16 protein-coding genes are annotated in these 17,032 nt (G+C 72.5%); 14 read left to right on the top strand and 2 right to left on the bottom strand.

Annotated elements, in window-relative coordinates; translation table 11 throughout:
- Nucleotides 1-100: 100 nt before the first annotated feature.
- On the top strand, nt 101-550 hold the full coding sequence (locus ACOBQU_RS38405) for a peptidase inhibitor family I36 protein (protein ID WP_423634014.1): 450 nt from the start codon (nt 101-103) through the stop codon (nt 548-550).
- A gap of 93 nt (nt 551-643) precedes the next feature.
- Here ACOBQU_RS38405 and ACOBQU_RS38410 read toward each other — a convergent pair whose 3' ends face one another.
- Entirely contained in the window at nt 644-1,084 is a 441-nt protein-coding gene (locus tag ACOBQU_RS38410; RefSeq protein ID WP_423634016.1) for a VOC family protein, read from the bottom strand.
- Between the two features lie 359 nt (nt 1,085-1,443).
- On the opposite strand from ACOBQU_RS38410, the gene ACOBQU_RS38415 reads away from it, so the two are divergent.
- The 4 genes from ACOBQU_RS38415 (at nt 1,444) to ACOBQU_RS38430 (ending at nt 4,922) form a co-directional block, all read left to right on the top strand.
- On the top strand, nt 1,444-2,073 hold the full coding sequence (locus ACOBQU_RS38415) for a hypothetical protein (RefSeq protein ID WP_423634018.1): 630 nt from the start codon (nt 1,444-1,446) through the stop codon (nt 2,071-2,073).
- 256 nt (nt 2,074-2,329) lie between these two features.
- The gene (locus tag ACOBQU_RS38420; protein ID WP_423634020.1) at nt 2,330-2,605 is read left to right on the top strand and encodes a polyprenyl synthetase; all 276 of its coding nucleotides are present in this window, start codon (nt 2,330-2,332) and stop codon (nt 2,603-2,605) included.
- The gene (locus ACOBQU_RS38425) at nt 2,595-3,659 is read left to right on the top strand and encodes a polyprenyl synthetase family protein (protein ID WP_423634021.1); all 1,065 of its coding nucleotides are present in this window, start codon (nt 2,595-2,597) and stop codon (nt 3,657-3,659) included. Before ACOBQU_RS38420 ends, ACOBQU_RS38425 begins: the two co-directional genes overlap by 11 nt.
- Before the next feature lie 123 nt (nt 3,660-3,782).
- Nucleotides 3,783-4,922, top strand: coding sequence for an oxygenase MpaB family protein (locus tag ACOBQU_RS38430; RefSeq protein ID WP_423634995.1), 1,140 nt, complete (start codon nt 3,783-3,785; stop codon nt 4,920-4,922).
- Nucleotides 4,923-4,982: 60 nt separating this feature from the next.
- On the opposite strand, the gene ACOBQU_RS38435 is transcribed toward ACOBQU_RS38430, so the two are convergent.
- On the bottom strand, nt 4,983-5,753 hold the full coding sequence (locus ACOBQU_RS38435; RefSeq protein WP_423634023.1) for a methyltransferase domain-containing protein: 771 nt from the start codon (nt 5,751-5,753) through the stop codon (nt 4,983-4,985).
- A 466-nt stretch (nt 5,754-6,219) separates the two neighbouring features.
- Between ACOBQU_RS38435 and pabB the strand changes: the two genes are divergently transcribed.
- From pabB to ACOBQU_RS38480, 9 genes are all read left to right on the top strand, one after another.
- Nucleotides 6,220-8,355, top strand: a complete 2,136-nt coding sequence (gene pabB / locus ACOBQU_RS38440; protein WP_423634024.1) for an aminodeoxychorismate synthase component I — start codon at nt 6,220-6,222, stop codon at nt 8,353-8,355.
- Nucleotides 8,356-8,525: 170 nt separating this feature from the next.
- A complete protein-coding gene (locus tag ACOBQU_RS38445) occupies nt 8,526-9,185 on the top strand; it encodes a 4Fe-4S binding protein (protein ID WP_423634026.1) in 660 nt (219 codons plus the stop codon).
- Nucleotides 9,173-10,450 (top strand): radical SAM family heme chaperone HemW, encoded by a 1,278-nt coding sequence (gene hemW, locus ACOBQU_RS38450; RefSeq protein ID WP_423634028.1) that lies wholly within the window; start codon nt 9,173-9,175, stop codon nt 10,448-10,450. Before ACOBQU_RS38445 ends, hemW begins: the two co-directional genes overlap by 13 nt.
- Nucleotides 10,451-10,529: 79 nt before the next feature.
- Entirely contained in the window at nt 10,530-10,847 is a 318-nt protein-coding gene (locus ACOBQU_RS38455) for a hypothetical protein (RefSeq protein WP_423634030.1), read from the top strand.
- Between the two features lie 19 nt (nt 10,848-10,866).
- Nucleotides 10,867-12,048, top strand: coding sequence for a hypothetical protein (locus tag ACOBQU_RS38460; RefSeq protein WP_423634032.1), 1,182 nt, complete (start codon nt 10,867-10,869; stop codon nt 12,046-12,048).
- A gap of 32 nt (nt 12,049-12,080) precedes the next feature.
- On the top strand, nt 12,081-12,908 hold the full coding sequence (gene folP, locus ACOBQU_RS38465; protein ID WP_423634034.1) for a dihydropteroate synthase: 828 nt from the start codon (nt 12,081-12,083) through the stop codon (nt 12,906-12,908).
- Entirely contained in the window at nt 12,905-14,344 is a 1,440-nt protein-coding gene (locus tag ACOBQU_RS38470) for a M20/M25/M40 family metallo-hydrolase (protein ID WP_423634036.1), read from the top strand. Before folP ends, ACOBQU_RS38470 begins: the two co-directional genes overlap by 4 nt.
- Entirely contained in the window at nt 14,337-15,779 is a 1,443-nt protein-coding gene (locus ACOBQU_RS38475) for a phenylacetate--CoA ligase family protein (RefSeq protein ID WP_423634038.1), read from the top strand. Before ACOBQU_RS38470 ends, ACOBQU_RS38475 begins: the two co-directional genes overlap by 8 nt.
- Complete coding sequence (locus ACOBQU_RS38480; protein WP_423634040.1) at nt 15,776-17,014, top strand: MFS transporter; 1,239 nt, start codon at nt 15,776-15,778, stop codon at nt 17,012-17,014. Before ACOBQU_RS38475 ends, ACOBQU_RS38480 begins: the two co-directional genes overlap by 4 nt.
- Nucleotides 17,015-17,032: the final 18 nt, after the last annotated feature.

Genomic DNA, 17,032 nt, shown 5'->3' on the forward strand with positions numbered 1-17,032 from the left:
CCGCACACCTCCACGGCACACACCCGCACCGACGATGCCGCGGACACACCGCCTGGTGGCGGTGGAACCGACACACCCACACCTCAGGAAGAAGGAACCCATGCCACTGAAGTCGTTCAAGTTGACGGCCGCCGCTGCCGCGGGCGCGATCGCCTCAGCCGCCATGCTCCTGTCGGCCGGACCGGCCGCCGCGGACAACCCGCCCTACAGCGGCTGCCCCGAGTGGGCGCTCTGCCTCTACCAGAACGGCGGGGGAACGGGCTCGAAGGCGATCGTCACGCCCCCTGCGGCGGGCGGCAACGCGAAGATCGTGAGACTCACCTCGACCAAGTTCCTGAACGGCGAGATCGCCGACAACCAGGTGTCGTCCTGGCTGAACAACTCGCAGTGCCAGATCGAGTTCTGGGACGACCCCAAGGGCGAGTTCTACCCCTCCGACCTGGACTTCGCGCCGTCCTGGCAGTGGGGCCTGAAGGCTGACTACAGCTTCGGGACCTCCAAGGCGTACGTCAACGACAGGATCTCCTCGCTCCGCTTCTACTGCTCGTAAGGACCCCCGATACCAGGCCGGAGGCGCCTGGCCCGACCGGACACGGCCGGGCCAGGCGCCTCCGGCCGTGCCGCCCGCCCCGCCGACCTACGCTCAGCCCAGCTGCTCGGCCAGCCCCACGATGATGCCGTCCGGGCCACGGAGGTAGCAGAGCAGAAAGCTGTCCTCGTACCGGGCGATCTCCCCGACGAGCGCGGCGCCGTGGGGCCGCAGCCGGGCGACGGTGTCCTCGATGTCGTCGACGGCGAACATGACGCGGTGCGTGCCCAGGACGTTGTGCGGCCGGTCGCGCGGCCCGGCGCTGGCCGCCGTGGGGGTGCGGTACTGCGCCAGCTCGATGCGGCTGTGCCCGTCCGGGGTGCGGAGCATCGCGATGTCGCAGTGGACGCCGTCAAGCCCGGTGCACCGGTCGGCGAACGGCCCCTGGACCTCCGTCCTGCCCTCCAGCTCCATCCCGAGTTCCACGAAGAACGCGATAGCGGCATCCAGGTCCCCGACGACGATGCCGACGTTGTCCATCCGCTGAATCGCCATGCTGGTCCTCCTAGCTCCTGGTACGGCCGGTGGCGGCCACTGACGTCTCTGGGACGGAGCCGACGGCAGGTTCTCGACATCCGCGCACCGCCGGACTCCGAAGAACCCGGATCGAGCCCCGGCACGACCACGGCGGCCCCGCGGGCCAGGCACCACCACCGAGGACCAGCGTGCCGCAGGCGCCCGCGCTCTGGTGGGACGAGCGGCCGCGGCATGCCCCATCCGCCGCGTTACGCCTCCGCGACGATACCGCGCACGGTGTAATGCCGGTGGTGACCGCGCCGGACACGGCGGGCACACGGCCACCGCGCGCCCCGTCCGGACGGGCGGGGCGGCCAACCGCAGATGAGGGGGAAGCCATGGCCGAGATCATGAACGTATCCGTGCTGTACCACCAGTACGTCCTGCTGGACACCGATGCCGAGGCGCCGGACGGGAGCATCGACGACTACGTGAACGGAAACGGTCTCGTCTCCGTCAACGCGGAGGGCACCTACGCCAGTGTGATGACAGGCACCCCGCACGGCGACATCCCGGTCACCTTCGACGTCCACCCCGCCGAACCGGCCCTGGACACCGACGGCTGGGACGAGGTCGTCGACATCAGCATGTACTTCTCCGGACAGGGCCCCATGATCGGCGAGCCAGTCGGCGACGACCTCCTCGACGCCCCCCTACCCGGCGACGAGGACGACTACCGCTGGTGGCGCTTCCGCTTACACGCCCGCGGCCGCGACACCGCCGACCACCCCGGCAGCCCGCCCGAGGAACACCTCATCCAGGTCTGGCCCGCCGAGCGCGCACCCGAGACCCGGCACAAGCTCACCGACCAGACCGGCCACCGCAGCCGCAACCCCGACCCCGACTACTACGCCCAGGCCAAAGCCGCCGAAGCGGCCGCCGCCGACGCCACGGAACTGCCTCACAGCGTCGCCTACGCCAGCCAGCCCATGCCGCCGCTCACCGCCCGCCTCCACAAGCGGCGATGAACGCCCCTGACGATCCGCCGACCAGGCACTGAGCCCTGCCGACGCGCAGCCGCGGTGAAAGTGTTCCGGACAGGTTCAAAAAGAACCCCCGAACAGGTTCCGTTGCCGGCAAGGCGCGGGGCGGGACACCTGTACACATGGGCGGTCCGATCACTCAATCGTGAGTTCCCCTCTCCCCGTGCCCCGGGCGACGTGACGCTGGCAGGGCGGCGCCGTCGTTCGGCGCGGCGTGGGCGAGCTGGCAGGGGGAGACGTCATGACACGCGGAACGGAACGGCGCGAGGGCCTGGACGAGCAAGCGGTGCTGCTGGTGGCGGGCCTCGCCGACCTGGCGGTGAGCACCGTGGGCTCCGCCCTGGGAGCGGTGCGGGGCCTGCTGTACCGCTCGGACGGGCCCGAGCTGGTGGCGGAGGCCGAGCACGACCTGCTGGCACGCGGGCGCCTCGTGCGCGACCGGTACGCGATGCCGCCCGCTCGCCTTGAGGTCCTCGCCCGGCACGCCCAGGCCCGGCGGGGTGCCGATGGCGCCTGAGAGGTCCGAGACGTGGGAGTCGGCCGCGTTCAAGGCGCGTGTCGACGATGTCTTACGCCGTTACGTCGCCGAGGAGGCCGAGCAGTTCGCGGCCATCGACCCCGCCCTGGAACCGGTGGCCCGGCAGTTGGAAACGGCGGTGGCGGACGGCAAGCGCCTGCGGGCGGCGTTCTGCTACTGGGGCTGGCGCGCGGTGGGCCAGCCGGACAGCGAGGCGCTCCTGCGGGCGGCGGCCTCGATGGAGCTGGTCCACGCCGCCGCGGTCGTGCACGACGACCTCATCGACGACAGCCCGCTGCGCCACGGTCGACCCACCGCACACGTGGCGCTGCGCGGCGCCGTACGACGCCGCCCGCGGTCCCTGACGGCCGCCAGGTCGCTGGCGATGCTGGTGGGAGACCTGCTGATGGGCCTCGCGGGGCAGCTGTTCACCACCAGCGGGCTGCCCGCCGCGTATCTGGCCCGGGCCCGCCCCCTGTGGTCCGTACTCGCCCGGGAGCTGATCGCGGGGGAGTGCCTGGAGATCCTGCACACCGGCGCGGAGCCCGACACCACGGCGTCGCTGAAGGTCATCCGGTACAAGACCGCCAAGTACACCGTCGAGCAGCCGCTGCTGATCGGCGGCGCCCTGGGCGGTGCCAGCGGGCGCCTGCGCGCGGGCTACAGCGCCTACGGCCTGCCGCTGGGCGAGGCGTTCCAGTTGCGGGACGACCTGCTGGGCCTGTTCGGCAGCACGGACGCCACCGGCAAGGCCACCAGCGACGACGTCCGCGGGCACCGGCCCACGGCGCTGCTGGCCGAGACGTGGCGCATCGCCGGTGAAGGGGAGCGGCAGCGGCTGCGCGGCCTCCTCGGCCGACGGGACCTGGACGAGGAGGGCCTGGCGGCCGTACGGGACGTGATGGTCCGGCTCAAGGCACCCGACCGCGTCGAGGGCATGATCACCGCCCGGGTGGCGGAAGCCCTGGACGCGCTGCACGAACTCCCCCTGCCCGCGCACGCCACGGCGGCGCTGACGGCCCTGGCCCATTCGGCGACGGCCCGCCCGTCCTGACGGGCCCGCCCGCACGCCCCCGACCCCCTGCCGCGCGCGTCACACCACGCGCGCCCCCGCCCCCGCCAGACGACCAGACGAGACGAGGACCCAGCAGTGACCGGTACCCGTACCGAGGCATCGATGGACGCCCTGCGCACGGCGGGAGACGAACTCGCCGACGCCACCGTCGCCGCGCTCTTCGACCGCGGCGAGGTCGGCAAGTTCAACACGCTGATGCGATACGTCTCCACCGCGGGCGCACCGCTCCCCGAGGGGCTGCCCGACGTGGCCCGCGCGTACCTGGAGGCCACGAGCGCTCCGCCGCCCTGGGTGGACTGGGCGGAGATGGAGAAGGCCCGGCTGTTCTTCCTCGACAACAACGTGCACATCTCCACCGCGCTGTCCTTCGCCTCCATGCCCGCCTGCTATGTCGTGCCGCATGTGGCGAGGCTCCTCTCGGCCACCCACGCGTTGCGGTACCCCTCCAAAAGGATGGCGGAGACCGGGCAGTTCACCGTGTACCTGATGCAGCCCGGCGCCTTCGAAGCGGGCAGCCGGTTCATCCCCGCCGCCCAGAAGGTCCGCCTGCTGCACGCCTCGATCCGCCACCACCTCACGCGCGAGAACCGGTGGGACACCGAGGCACTGGGAACGCCGATCTGCCAAGAGGACATGATCGGCGGCCAGATGTTCTTCTCGCTGCTCGTCCTGGACAGCCTCCACCGCCTCGGCGTCCACATGTCCACGGAGGGCGCGGAGGCCTACTACTACGCGTGGCGGGTCGTGGGCGCGATGCTCGGCGTCGACCAGGACGCCGTACCGAAGACCGTCGACGAGGCCCGCCAGTTCCACGACCTGTACATGGTCCGCCACATGGGCCCCTCCGACGAGGGCGCCCACCTGACCCGGCAACTCATCGACCTCTACGAGGACGTGGTGCCCGGCACCTTCCTGGACCCCATCGTCTCCGCCCTCATCCGCTACCTGGTCGGCGACACCTGCGCGAACTGGCTCCAGGTACCCCAGACCCGCTGGGACACCCTCGTCAAGGCGCTCCCGCACCTGCTCGGCGTCCTCGAAACAATCGAGGACCGCTCACCCCTGGGCGCCTGGGCCCTGGACCGCCTCGGCCACCTCACCACCGTCTTCGAACTCTCCTCCCTCACCCGCGGACGCGTCATGCACTACGCCATCCCCGAACACCTCAAGAAGGACTACGACGTGCCCAACTCGGTACCGCCCAGGCGCCGGTGGACCCCTCCGGGCGTGACGCTCCCCTGACGCCGAACGGCCCCGTCGACACACACGCGGAAGCCCGGAGGGTCGGCGGGGCGGCCGGGGTCAGGCGCTCTTCGCGAAGACGAGGACCTCCGTGGAGGCGACGCCCATGGGTGCCACGAAGCTGCCTTCCAGGGTGCAGCCGAGGGCGGCGAAGAGGTCCACGCAGGCACGGCGCGGCATGGCGGCCGGGTAGGAGCCGTGGCCCGACTCGCCCCGCGCGGCCCAGGTGCGCACCGCGTCCGGGTCGAGACAGGTCTCCGTCATGACGTCGAACACGATCCGGCCACCAGGGCGCGCGACGCGTGCCATCTCCAAGAAGTACCGGCAGGCGCACAGGAAGGTCACGGAGCTGAACACCTTGTGGGCCTGGACGAGGTCGACACTGCCGTCGGGCGTCGGCGCCAGGCTGCTGCCGGTGGTCGGCCGGGCGACCACGCCGAACGTGTCCACCAGGTAGTTCGCCCAGGGCGTCGCGGTCTCGTAGATCTCGTAGCGGCTCGGCGCGCACTCCTTGAGCGTCCTCTCCAGATACCGGCCGGAGCCGGGACCGATCTCAAGGACCGTGTTCGGGTCGGCGGCGAAGACGCCGAGAGCGCGTAGTTCATCGATGGTGGACTGGGTGGCGCCGGGCGTACCGTTGATGGCCCCGTCGAGGTAGTCGCCGATCGACAGTCCGGCCGCCCGCGCGGCCCGCATCGTCGGCTCGAAGGGCAGGAAGTCGTCTACGCCGCCGCGGTTGTTGATGCTGCGCACGACGTCGAATCCCGTGCGTCGCAGGAGCCGCTTGACTCCTGACTTCAGTAAGGACGTTCCTCTGCGCGCTGCTTTCATGAGCCATGTCCCCCCTGAGTCGGCTTCGCCTTCGGCGCCAGCCTAGGGACGGGGGCGCGGTGGCGCGGCGGGACGGGGAATCCACTGGGCGGCTGTCGGGGGACGGGCCATGTGCCCTGTATGTGGCTTGACAGATGGGCTGCTCGGCGATTTGCCAGTGGCCGGGGAGCGAGTCCCGGTCGGCGCCCGTCCGTCCCTCCCATAGGGAGCTGAAAAGAACTGCCGACGGACGGCAGTCGCGGGCCGCAGGGATCGCGTTGAGGGCGGCTGGCCGAAATTCATCGACGCCGTACCCTGTCACCACACGATGTCGCCGCTGCCGAACGGCGGAGAGCGGCGGACATTGTGAGGGCAGTGTTTCGGCAGCATTGCCCACCGTGAAATCACCCGGATTCTTCTACCGATTCCCGGCCTGCGATGGCAGGATCGTTTTTGCAGCCGGAACGGAAAAGAGGGATACCAGGGTATGAGAACCCTGCTGGTGGATAATCACGACTCGTACACGTTCAATCTGTTCCAGCTGTTGACCGAGGTGAACGACGAGGAACCGTTGGTTCTCGCCAATGACGAGGGCGATTGGAAAGGGGCGGCGGCGCTCGGCGTCGACAACATAGTTCTCGGCCCGGGGCCCGGTCGGCCCTCCGAGCCGAAGGACGTGGGACTCTGTCGCGCCATCGTGGAATCAGCCGACGTGCCCGTTCTCGGAGTGTGTCTGGGCCACCAGAGCATAGCGCTGGAAGCCGGTGCGCGGGTGGTCAGGGCGGAGCGGCCCGCGCATGGTGAAACGGTCCCGGTGTTCCATGACGCGTCCGGGCTGTTCGCCGGTATCCCGCAGGGCTTTCACGCGGTTCGCTACCACTCCTTGATGGTCGCCGAACCTTTTCCCGAGAATCTGCGGGTCACAGCATGGGGCGCCGACGGAACTGTCATGGGAGTGGCGCACGCCGATCGGCCTCAATGGGGAGTGCAATTCCATCCGGAATCCATAGCGTCGGAATACGGCCACAGGCTGCTGCGGAACTTCCTTCACCTCACCCCGAAACGCCGACACGGCAGGCCCACCGGAACGGCCCGCCCGCGACACGCCGCGCGCACCCCCGGCGCAGAGGGCGCCGCCTCCGGGCTGCGGGTCCTCACCCGTCGCCTGCCCGAGTGGACGGACCCCGAGACCGTCTTCACCGCCCTCTACGCCGACCAGCCCCACAGCTTCTGGCTCGACAGCAGCCGGGCGGAGCCGGGAGTGGCCCGGTTCTCCTACCTCGGCGGCCAAGAGGGCCCGCTGTCCCACGTCCTTCGCTACGACGTCACCACCAGGACGCTGCGCACGCTCGGCCCGGGCCGGGCCAGCGCCGAGCGGCACACGGACCTGTTCGACCACCTGCGCCGCGAGACAGCCCGATTAGGGACACCCCTAGGGACACCCCGTTCAAGGACGGAAGCCCCCGGCCTTCCCTTCGACCTGCTCGGCGGATACGTCGGCTACCTCGGCTACGAACTGCGCGCCGACTGCGTCGGCACCCCCGAGCCCGCCCACCGCGCCACCACACCGGACGCGGCCCTGATCTTCGCCGACCGCCTGCTGGCCTTCGACCACGAACGCGGCGAGGTCCACGCCGTGGCCCTCGCGGAGCCCGGCGAGGAGAGCGCCGCCGCCCAGTGGCTCACCGACGTCGAACAGCGCGTCGCCCGCGCGGCGCCGCCCGAGCCGGTGCCCCCCACCCCCGCCGTCGGACCGCCCCGCACCGTGCGCTGGGCCCGGGACCACGACGCGTACCTCGCCGACATCGCCCGCTGCAAACGGTGGCTGAGGGACGGCGAGAGCTACGAGATCTGCCTGACCAACCGCGCCGAAACCCACACCGACGTCGACCCGCTGACGCTCTACCGCGTACTGCGCCGACTCAACCCCGCCCCGTACGCGGCCTACTTGCGGTTCGGGGACCTGGCCGTGCTCAGCTCGTCCCCGGAGCGGTTCCTGCGCGTGGGCCGTGACGGCCGGGTGCAGGCCAAGCCCATCAAGGGGACCACCGCGCGGGCCGCCGACGAGGCCGAGGACCGGGCGCGCGCCGAAACGCTGCGCACCAGCGCCAAGGACCGTGCGGAGAACCTCATGATCGTCGACCTGCTCCGCAACGACCTCGGCCGGGTGTGCGTACCGGGCAGCGTGCGGGTGCCCTCCCTCATGGCCGTGGAGACGTACCACACGGTCCACCACCTGGTGTCGACGATCGAGGGCCAGCTGCGCGCCGGACTCGGCGCCCTGGACGCCGTCCGCGCGGCCTTCCCGCCGGGCTCCATGACCGGCGCGCCCAAGCTCCGCACGATGCAGCTCATCGACGCCCTCGAACCCGGGGCGCGCGGCGTGTACGCGGGCGCCATCGGCTGGCTCGGCGTGGACGGCGCCGCCGACCTCGGTGTCGCCATCCGCACCCTCGTGGCCCAGGACGGCCTGCTGTCGACGGGAGCGGGCGGAGCGGTGCTCTGGCGGTCCGACCCGGAAGCGGAGGCCGCCGAAGTCGCCCTGAAGGCCGCACCGCTGCTGCGCGCCCTGTCCGTGGCGGAGTCCTGGGCGCGGACCGGTGAGGAGGCCGTGGCCGTCTGACCCGGCCGCCCCCGCGCGGCCCGCCTGCCCAGCCGCCCCGGCTGACACGTTCCGCCATCGCCGTCCTCGACCCGAGAGGCCGCCATGCCGCACGTTCCCCCGCCGACACCGATCCGGCCGACACCGCCCCCGCCGCCCCCGACCTGATCGACCGGATCACCTCCGCACTGGTGCGCGCCATCCCCGACGCCGTACACGGCTCCTTCGTGTTCACCGAGGAGCACCTGGCCCTGGTGCCGGAGGAGACCACGGAAATCCTCCGCCCTTACGTCGGGTGGAGCGTGTTCTGCTACGCCGTGCCCATCACCGACGAAGGGCTGTGGGTCTGGCACCACCACGGCGAGTACCGCTCCCTGCTGGCCAACTATGTGCTGCTGCGCGCCGCCGACGCCATCCGCAGGGAACTGGCACGCACCGACGTGGCGAGTGAGGACCTGCCCGAACTCACCGCGCAGGGCGTGTCGATGGTCGAGGTCGCCGAGTACGCGGGCATCGGCAACCGCGGCTGGAACAACCTGCTGCTGCACCCCGAGTACGGCTCCTGGCTCCAGATCCACGCCCTGCTGGTGGACGCCCCGCTGACCGAGAGCCCCCTGCTGCTCACCGACGTCTGCGTGCGCTGCGGCAACTGCTTCCGGTCCTGCCCCGTCGACGCCCTGGCCGAGGACGTCTTCCACCGCTCCCGCTGCCAGAAGGTGGTCGCCGCCCCCTGGGACCCCCGAAGCCGGGCGGAGGCCCTCACCGACAAGACCTACATCGAGTGCCGCATGTGCATCGACGACTGCCCCATCGGAACCCCCGTGGAGAGGTTGCTGGCATGGAAACGCTGACCATCGAAAGGCGCCGGGAACCGGAAGCCGACGCGCTGCGCGAGGACGGAGGCTATGTCTTCCACCACCCGCCCAAGGCGCTCTGGGACCGCGGCGTCCAGCCTCCGCCGCAGAGCTGGGGCCGCTACTCGGTCTACCTGCACGTGCCGTTCTGCAAGAAGATCTGCACGTTCTGCACCTTCGAGCGCAAACGGCTGCGCCGCGACTCCCTCGACGGCTTCATCCCCCGGCTGTGGCGGGAACTGGACACCGTCGAGGCCACCGACGACCTGTCCGCGGCCGCGCTGCACTCGGTGTACCTCGGCGGCGGCACCGCCTCCCTGCTGCCCAACGACGCCATCGCCCACTTCCTCGACCGGCTGCGCGGCGGGTTCGGACTGCGCGAGGACACCGAAGTCACCCTGGAGTCGGAGCCCGGCACCAAGACGGCGGAGGACCTGCGGATCGTCCGCGACGCCGGGGTGAACCGGGTGTCCATCGGCGTCCAGGCGTTCCAGGACCCGCTCCTGAAGTCGCTCAACCGCTCCCACAACGCCGCCGAGGCCGTCGCCATGGCCGAGGCCGTGCACGCGGCCGGGATCGAGAACCTGCACGTCGACATCATGTACGGGCTGCCCGGCCAGACCATGGACATGTGGCGGGAGACGGTGCAGCGGTGCCTCGACCTCGGCGTGAAGCACCTGTCCGCGTACCAGATGATCCTGTTCCCGGACGAGGTGCTGTCCCGCATGATCCGGGCCGGTGAGGTGCCCCCGCAGCCCCATCCCGACGTCATCACCGAGATGCGCGCGTACGCCGTGGAGACGTTCGGCCGGGCCGGGCTGCCCCGGTACTCCCTCACCGAGTTCGCCGAGCCCGGCTTCGAATGCCGCTATGTGATCACCACCTGGGACGGCTCCGACTACCTCGGGCTCGGCCCCGGCGCCTACAGCCGCAACGGCCGCCAACTGTGGGAGAACCACACGGTGCACGCCGCCTACCACCGCGACGCCGACAACGGGCGCCGCCCCGTCGGCCGCGCGGTGGAGATGACCCCGCGGCAGACGCTGGAGCGCGACCTGGCCATGGGCCTGTGCATGCTCCACGTCCAGCCCGAGGAACTGGCCCACCGGGCCGGTATCGGCCTGGACAGCGTCGACTCCGTCCTGCGTGACCTGACGGAGCTGGGGCTGATCCGCGCCGAGGGATCCCAGCTCCGGCTCACCGAGCCGGGCGTCCGCTACGCCACGGAGGTGATGAAGCGCCTGACGGTCAGCCAGTTCTAGTCGTCTGTCGTCCAACAGTTCTCGTCCAACAGTTCTCGTCCATCAGTTCTCGTCCATCAGGAAGGAACAAGGAACAGCCATGGCCACCGTGATTTTCTCGCTCAAGAAGATCGAGGCAGTGCTGGAGATCGCCCGCAAGGACCCGCAGGGCTTCCTGGGCGACCTGGCCCGGGACCCCTTCCGGGCCCTGCAGGCCAGCGGGATCGACCTGTCACAGGGGGAGACGATCGCCATCGTCGACATCGTGCAGGGCACCTCGCTGTCCCTGCTCGCCCCGCGCCTGACGGACCTGCGCACCCTGTGGTCCGACATCCTCGCGGACAACCCGGTGACGGAGCGCCCGGCGCAGCCGCGCCGCGCCGCCTCGGCCGCCCTCGCCGCCCAGGCCGCGAGCTAGCAGCGGGCCCCCACCGCGGATGACCGAGCGCACCCTGCCCGGGGAGCCCGGCGGCAGCACGCCGCCGGGCTCCCCGGAGCAGCTCCCCGCCCCCCGGCTGCTGCTCGCCGGAGTCGACGTCGTCGTCACCACCGACGACGACGTCCTGGTCCTGGAAGTCAACGATCACCCCGGCGTCCTGCGCGAACCCGCCGGTCCCCGTGGCGACCCGCCCGTCCTGGCGGCCCTCGCCGACGCCCTCGCCGCCCGCGCGGGAAGCGACCCCTGCCTGATCACCCTGCCCGAGTGCTTCCGCCTGTCGCCGCCAGGACCGTCCCGGGCGGCGGTCACGGTGGCGCCCGAATCCCGGCTCGTCGGCGACTTCGAACGCTCCGAAGCCGCCCTCGGGGACCTGTCGGCGCTGCTCCTCCTGCTGCACGAGCGGGGCGTGGACGCCCACCTCGCCGACCGGCCCGCCGCCGAGACCTACCTCGCCCGGCGCGGCACCGCCCGCACGCTCGTCTTCGACCGGCTGCCCGGCGCCCCGGCCGGACCCGGCACCGAGGTCCTCAACGCGCCCGGCGCCCGGAACCTGTGCGGCGACAAGGCCACCACCGCCCGGCTGCTGACCGCGGCCGCCGTGCCCGTCGTCCCGTGCCTGGACCTCGCCGACCTCGTGCGCACCGGAACGCCCAGCGGATACGTCGTGACCAAGCCCCGCGTCGGCGCGGCGGGCAACGGCGTCGAACGCCACCGGATCGCCGCGCTGCGCTCGCGGGCACAGCCGCCCGAGACCGGACCCGACCGGATCGCACAGCCGTGGATGGACCTCCGACGCACCTCCGACGACACCTCCGGCGGCCCACCACACCGCTTCGACCTGCGGGTCCTGGTGGTCGGCGGCCACGCCCGCGCCGTCCTGGCCCGCCGGGCGGGCGCCCCGGCCGACCTCCAGGAAGGAGAGCCCCTGCTGACCTGGCTGACCATCACGGGGCGGCGCGAACCGCTGTGGATCGACGGGACCGCCACCGCCGCGGCACACCGCTACCTCGACGACGACCTGCTGCGGCGCGCCCTCACCGTCGCCCAGGACGCGGTCCGCGCCCTGGACCGGGCCCTGCCCACGGGCGCGACCGACACCGCCGCCCACCACGGGTTCGCCCGCCACAACGGGGTGAGCGGCGCGCTCGACACCGTGACGGCGACCCCGCTCCCGCACTGAACGCCGTACGACCAGGGAGGATCGACCCCCACATGCAGATCATGGGTGTACTCAACGTCACTCCGGACTCGTTCCACGACGGTGGCCGTCTCGACGGCACCGCGCAGGCCGTCGAGGCGGGCCTGGCCCTGTTCGCGGCGGGCGCCGACATCGTCGACGTCGGAGGCGAGTCCACCCGGCCCGGCGCCGCCCCGGTCCCCGCCGACACCGAGCGCGGGCGGGTCGTCGACGTCGTGACGGAACTCGCCCGCCACGGCCGGGTCTCCGTCGACACCCGCAAGGCGGAGGTGGCCCGCGCCGCCGTCGCCACGGGCGCGACCATCGTCAACGACGTGTCCGGCACCCTCGGCCCCGTCGCGGGCGAACTCGGCGCCGGATACGTGGCCATGCACATGCGGGGCACCCCCGGCACGATGCAGCGCGCGCCCCACTACCGGGACGTGGTGGGGGAGGTCACCGCGTTCCTGCTGCGCACCGCCGAACAGGCCCGGCGCGCTGGCGCGCCCACCGTGTGGCTGGACCCCGGGTTCGGCTTCGGCAAGACCCTCGCGCACAACGTCGCCCTGTTCCGGGCGATACCCCGGCTCGCCGCGTACGGCTTCCCGGTCCTGATCGGCGTGAGCCGCAAGAGCATGCTGGGCGCGCTGACCGGCAGACACACCCCCGCGCAGCGCCTGGCGGGATCGCTCGCCGCGGTCTGCGCGGCGGCCCAGCTCGGCGCGCGTGTCGTGCGCGTCCACGACGTGGCCGAAACCGTCGACGCCCTCCGCGTCGCCCGGGCGCTGCTCCCGGCGGCCGTACCCACCGCCCTGACCGCCCTGGAGAGCGACGACCTCGTGCCCGCCGGTGCCCCGTGGTGACCGGCCCGGCCTCCACCCCCGCCACCTGGGCTACCGGCACCCCGGACTCCGGCCGCATGCTGGACGAGGCGACCTCGCTGCTGCGCCGCCTCATCCGGCACGGCTGCGTCAACGACGGCACCCCCGACTCCGGGCAGGAGACGAGGAGCGCGGCCCTGCTCGCGGACTACCTCGAAGGCAGCGGCCTCGACCTGGAGATCGTCGAACCCCGGCCCGGACGCGGCTCCCTCATCGCGACCCTGCCCGGCACGGCGGGCCCGTACGGCGGCCTCAGCCTCCTCGGCCACCTCGACGTCGTCCCGGCCGACCCCGCCGGATGGACCAGGGACCCCTTCGCCGCCGACCTGGTCGACGGCATCGTGTGGGGCCGGGGCGCGGTCGACATGCTGGGCATCACCGCGACCATGGCGGTGGCCCTCAAACACCTGGCCCAGTCCGGCCACCGCCCCGAGCGCGACCTGACCCTGCTCGCCGTGGCCGACGAGGAGGCGGGCGGGCACTGGGGCGCGGGCTGGCTCGCCGAGCACCGCCCCGAGCTGTTCCGCGACCGCTCGGTCATCACCGAGTCCGGCGGCTTCCCCATCCCCACCCCGGACGGCACCGCCGCCCTGGAGTGCTTCGTCGGCGAGAAGGGCGCCTACCCCTGCACCCTCGTCGTCCAGGGCACCAGCGGCCACGGCGCCTTCCCGTACCGCACCGACAACGCGGTCGTGAAGGCCGCCGAGGTACTGCGACGGCTGTCCGGCCTCACCCCCGCCCCACAACTGGACGACACCTGGCGGGAGTACGTCGACGGCCTCGGCCACAGCGGAGACCTGCGCCGCGCCCTCCTCGACCCGGCCGCCATCGACGAGGCCCTGGCGGCCATCCCGCTCGGCCTGGCCCGGCACTTCCACGCCGTCACCCGCATGACCGTCTCGCCCAACACCATCCAGGGCGGCACCAAACCCAACGTGGTCCCCGACCGCGTGGACATCTCCCTGGACATCCGCGTCATGCCCGGGCAGACCCGAGAGGAGGTCGAAGCGCTGCTCCACGCCTGCCTCGACGGCGTCCACGGCGTTCGCCCGGTCTTCGGCCCCTGGCGGCCCGGCAGCGCCTCCGCCCGCCACACGCCCCTGTGGGACGCCCTCGAACGCGTCACCTCCCGCCTCGCCCCCAACGGCCGGATCGTGCCCGCCATCAGCTCCGCCGCCACCGACGCCCGCCACGTCCGGCCCGCCGGTTCCGTCTGCTACGGGTACGGGCTGTTCACCGACCGCATCGCCTCGGACGACTACTTCACGATGTTCCACGGCGTCGACGAGCGCATCGACCAGGGGTCACTGCGGCTGATGTGCGACCTGTGGACCGGCCTCGCCCACGAGTTCACCCCCGCCGCGCCCCCGGCGGCCGCGGCCACCCCCGCCCTCCCGGAAAAGGACCCCGATGTCTGAGCCCCTCCCCGCACCGACCGCCGCCCACGGGCTGACCGGGGACTACGAGATCGACCGGCAGCGCCACGTACGCGCCTTCACCCGCCGTCTCGACGCGGCGGTCGACCAGCTCACCTGGCCCGAGACCGCACGCCGCGGCCTGCGTGACGAGCGCCTGCGGGCCCTGCTGCGCACCGCCAAGGAACGCTCGCCCTGGCACGCCGAGCGGCTGCGCCACATCGACCCCGAGCAGATCACCGGGGACGACCTCACCGAGATCCCGGTCATGACCAAGGCCGACCTCATGGCGCACTGGGACGACATCGTCACCGACCGCCGCCTCACCCTGGACCTCGCCCTGCGGCACCTGCGCCACATCGAGGAGTCGGGCCCTGCCTACCTCCTGGACCACTACCACCTGGTCGAGACCAGCGGCACCAGTGGCTCCCGCGCCGTCTTCGCCTGGGACTTCCCCGGCTGGCTCGACGTCCGCCTCGCCGACATCCGCAGCTTCGCCTGGCTGGCCCGCAACCGGGGCTGGGCCACGGAGAACCGCTGGGCCTACCTGATGACCAGTCTGCCCACCCGGATGAGCCGCGCGGGACGCGCCACCTTCGAACCGCCCGAGACCTACATCGAACTGCCCGTGTCCCTGCCCGTGGCGGACATCGTCGACGAACTCAACGCGTTCCGCCCCACGTTCCTGCTCGCCTACCCGTCCCTCCTGCACCGTCTGGCCAGGGCGGCCGACGACGGCACGCTGAAGATCACCCCGGATGCCCTCGGTGTGGCCGGTGAGCCGCTGCGCCCGGCGGTGGCCGCCGCGATCGAGGCCTCCTTCGGCGCCCCGCTGATCGACTACTACGCCTCCAGTGAGAGCGGCACCCTCGCCCACACCTATCCGGGCGTGCCCGGCCTGTACCTGGTCGAGGAGAACGCCGTACTGGAGCCCGTCGACGCCGCCCACCGCCCGGTCCCGCCCGGCACCCGCTCCAGCCGGGTGCTGCTGACCAACGTCATCAACCACCTCCTCCCGCTGATCCGTTACGAGATGGACGACGAGATCACCCTCCTCGACGAGCCGGGGCCAGGCCCCTGGACCGGCCGCCGGATGGCCCCGGTGGACGCCGGGCGCGGCCGACTCGGCCACGACTCCTTCAGCTACCCCGGCGGTGTCGACGTGCCGCTCTACACCTTCCGCATGGCCGTTCTCGACCACGAGCAGCACATCGCCGACTACCAGGTCCGCCAGACCCCGCTGGGCGTCGACGTCGACGTCCAGGCGACCGCCCCCCTGGACACGGACGCGCTGCGCCGCACCTTCACCGACCTGCTGAGCCGCCCGGGCCTGACCGAGCCGAAGGTCACGCTCCGTCTTGTGGACGGCTTCCCCCTCTCCGAGCGGGGCAAGTTCCAGCGCTTCGTCCCCCTGTCGCCCTCGGACGGACCGCGGTGACCACGGTGACCTCGACGCGCACCCCGCCGGACAGCCCCGGCTCCCGCTACCGGCGGCTGTTCGCCCGCCCGGGCGTGACCGCCCTCGTCCTGTACGGCCTGGTGGCCCGGCTGCCGAGCGGCATGAACGTGCTCGCCGTGATGCTGGTCGTCACCGCTTCCGGCCGCTCCTACGCCCTGGCTGGCGCCGCGTCCGCGGCCTGTGCCGTCGGCGCCGGGGTGAGCGGCCCGCTGCGCGGCAGGCTCGTCGACCGGCGGGGCGCCACCCGGGTCCTGGTCACCGCCGCCGTCGCGCAGGGCGCCGCCATGGCGGCGCTGCTGGTCACCGCGGTGGCCGGGCTGCCCGCCCCCGTCCTCCTCGGGGCCACCTTCGCCGTGGGCGCGCTGCTGCCGCCCGTCGCGCCCATCATGCGCACCCTGTGGGACCGGCTCCTGGAGGACGACGAGGAGGCGAAGAGCGCGGCCTTCGCCTGGGAGACCGTGATCCTCGACCTCGTCTACATCCTCGGCCCGGGCCTGCTGGCCGCCCTCGCCGGGACACTGCCGCCCGAGGCGTGCCTGGGCCTGTCGGCCCTGTGCACGGTGACGGGCTGCCTGGGACTGGCCACCCGCCCCGCCGTGCGGTCCCTCACCCCGAGCCCCTCCGGTCCGCTCCACTGGGCGGGCGCACTGCGCGTGCCAGCGGTGCGCCGCAGGCTGCCCGTCGCGTTCCTGGCGACGGGTTCCCTCGCCGCAGTCGAGGTCGCGGCCCTGCGCTTCGCCGACGGGCACGGCACCGCCGCGGACACTGGCTGGCTGCTCGCCGTCCTCTCCGTCGGCAGCGCGACCGGCGGGCTGCTGTACGGGGCGGTGCGCCTGCCGGGCGCCGTGTCGGTCCAACTGGCGGCGGCGCTCGTCCTGTTGACCGCGAGCTGGACGGCGGCCGCGCTCCTCACCGGCCAGCTCGCCCTGTACGCGGTGTTCGCCGCGGGCGGTGTGCTCCTCGGGCCCACGATGACCATGCAGTTCACCGAGGTCGCCAGGGCGGCGCCCCGCTCGGTGACCACCGAGTCCTTCGCCTGGCTCAACTCGCTTGGCCAGGCGGGTTCTTCGGCCGCGGCGGCCGGGGCCGGTGTCCTGGTGGCGGGCGGCACGGCGGCTCCCGGGTTCGCGCTGGCCGCGGCGATGACCGCTCTCGCCGCGGTCCTCGCCTTCGGGGTGCGCCCCCGGCAAGGGGCTGCCGTGCCCACGAGCTGATCAGCCGCCCGCCTTCGG

Source organism: Streptomyces sp. G45 (genome assembly GCF_049542095.1).
Taxonomy (GTDB): domain Bacteria; phylum Actinomycetota; class Actinomycetes; order Streptomycetales; family Streptomycetaceae; genus Streptomyces.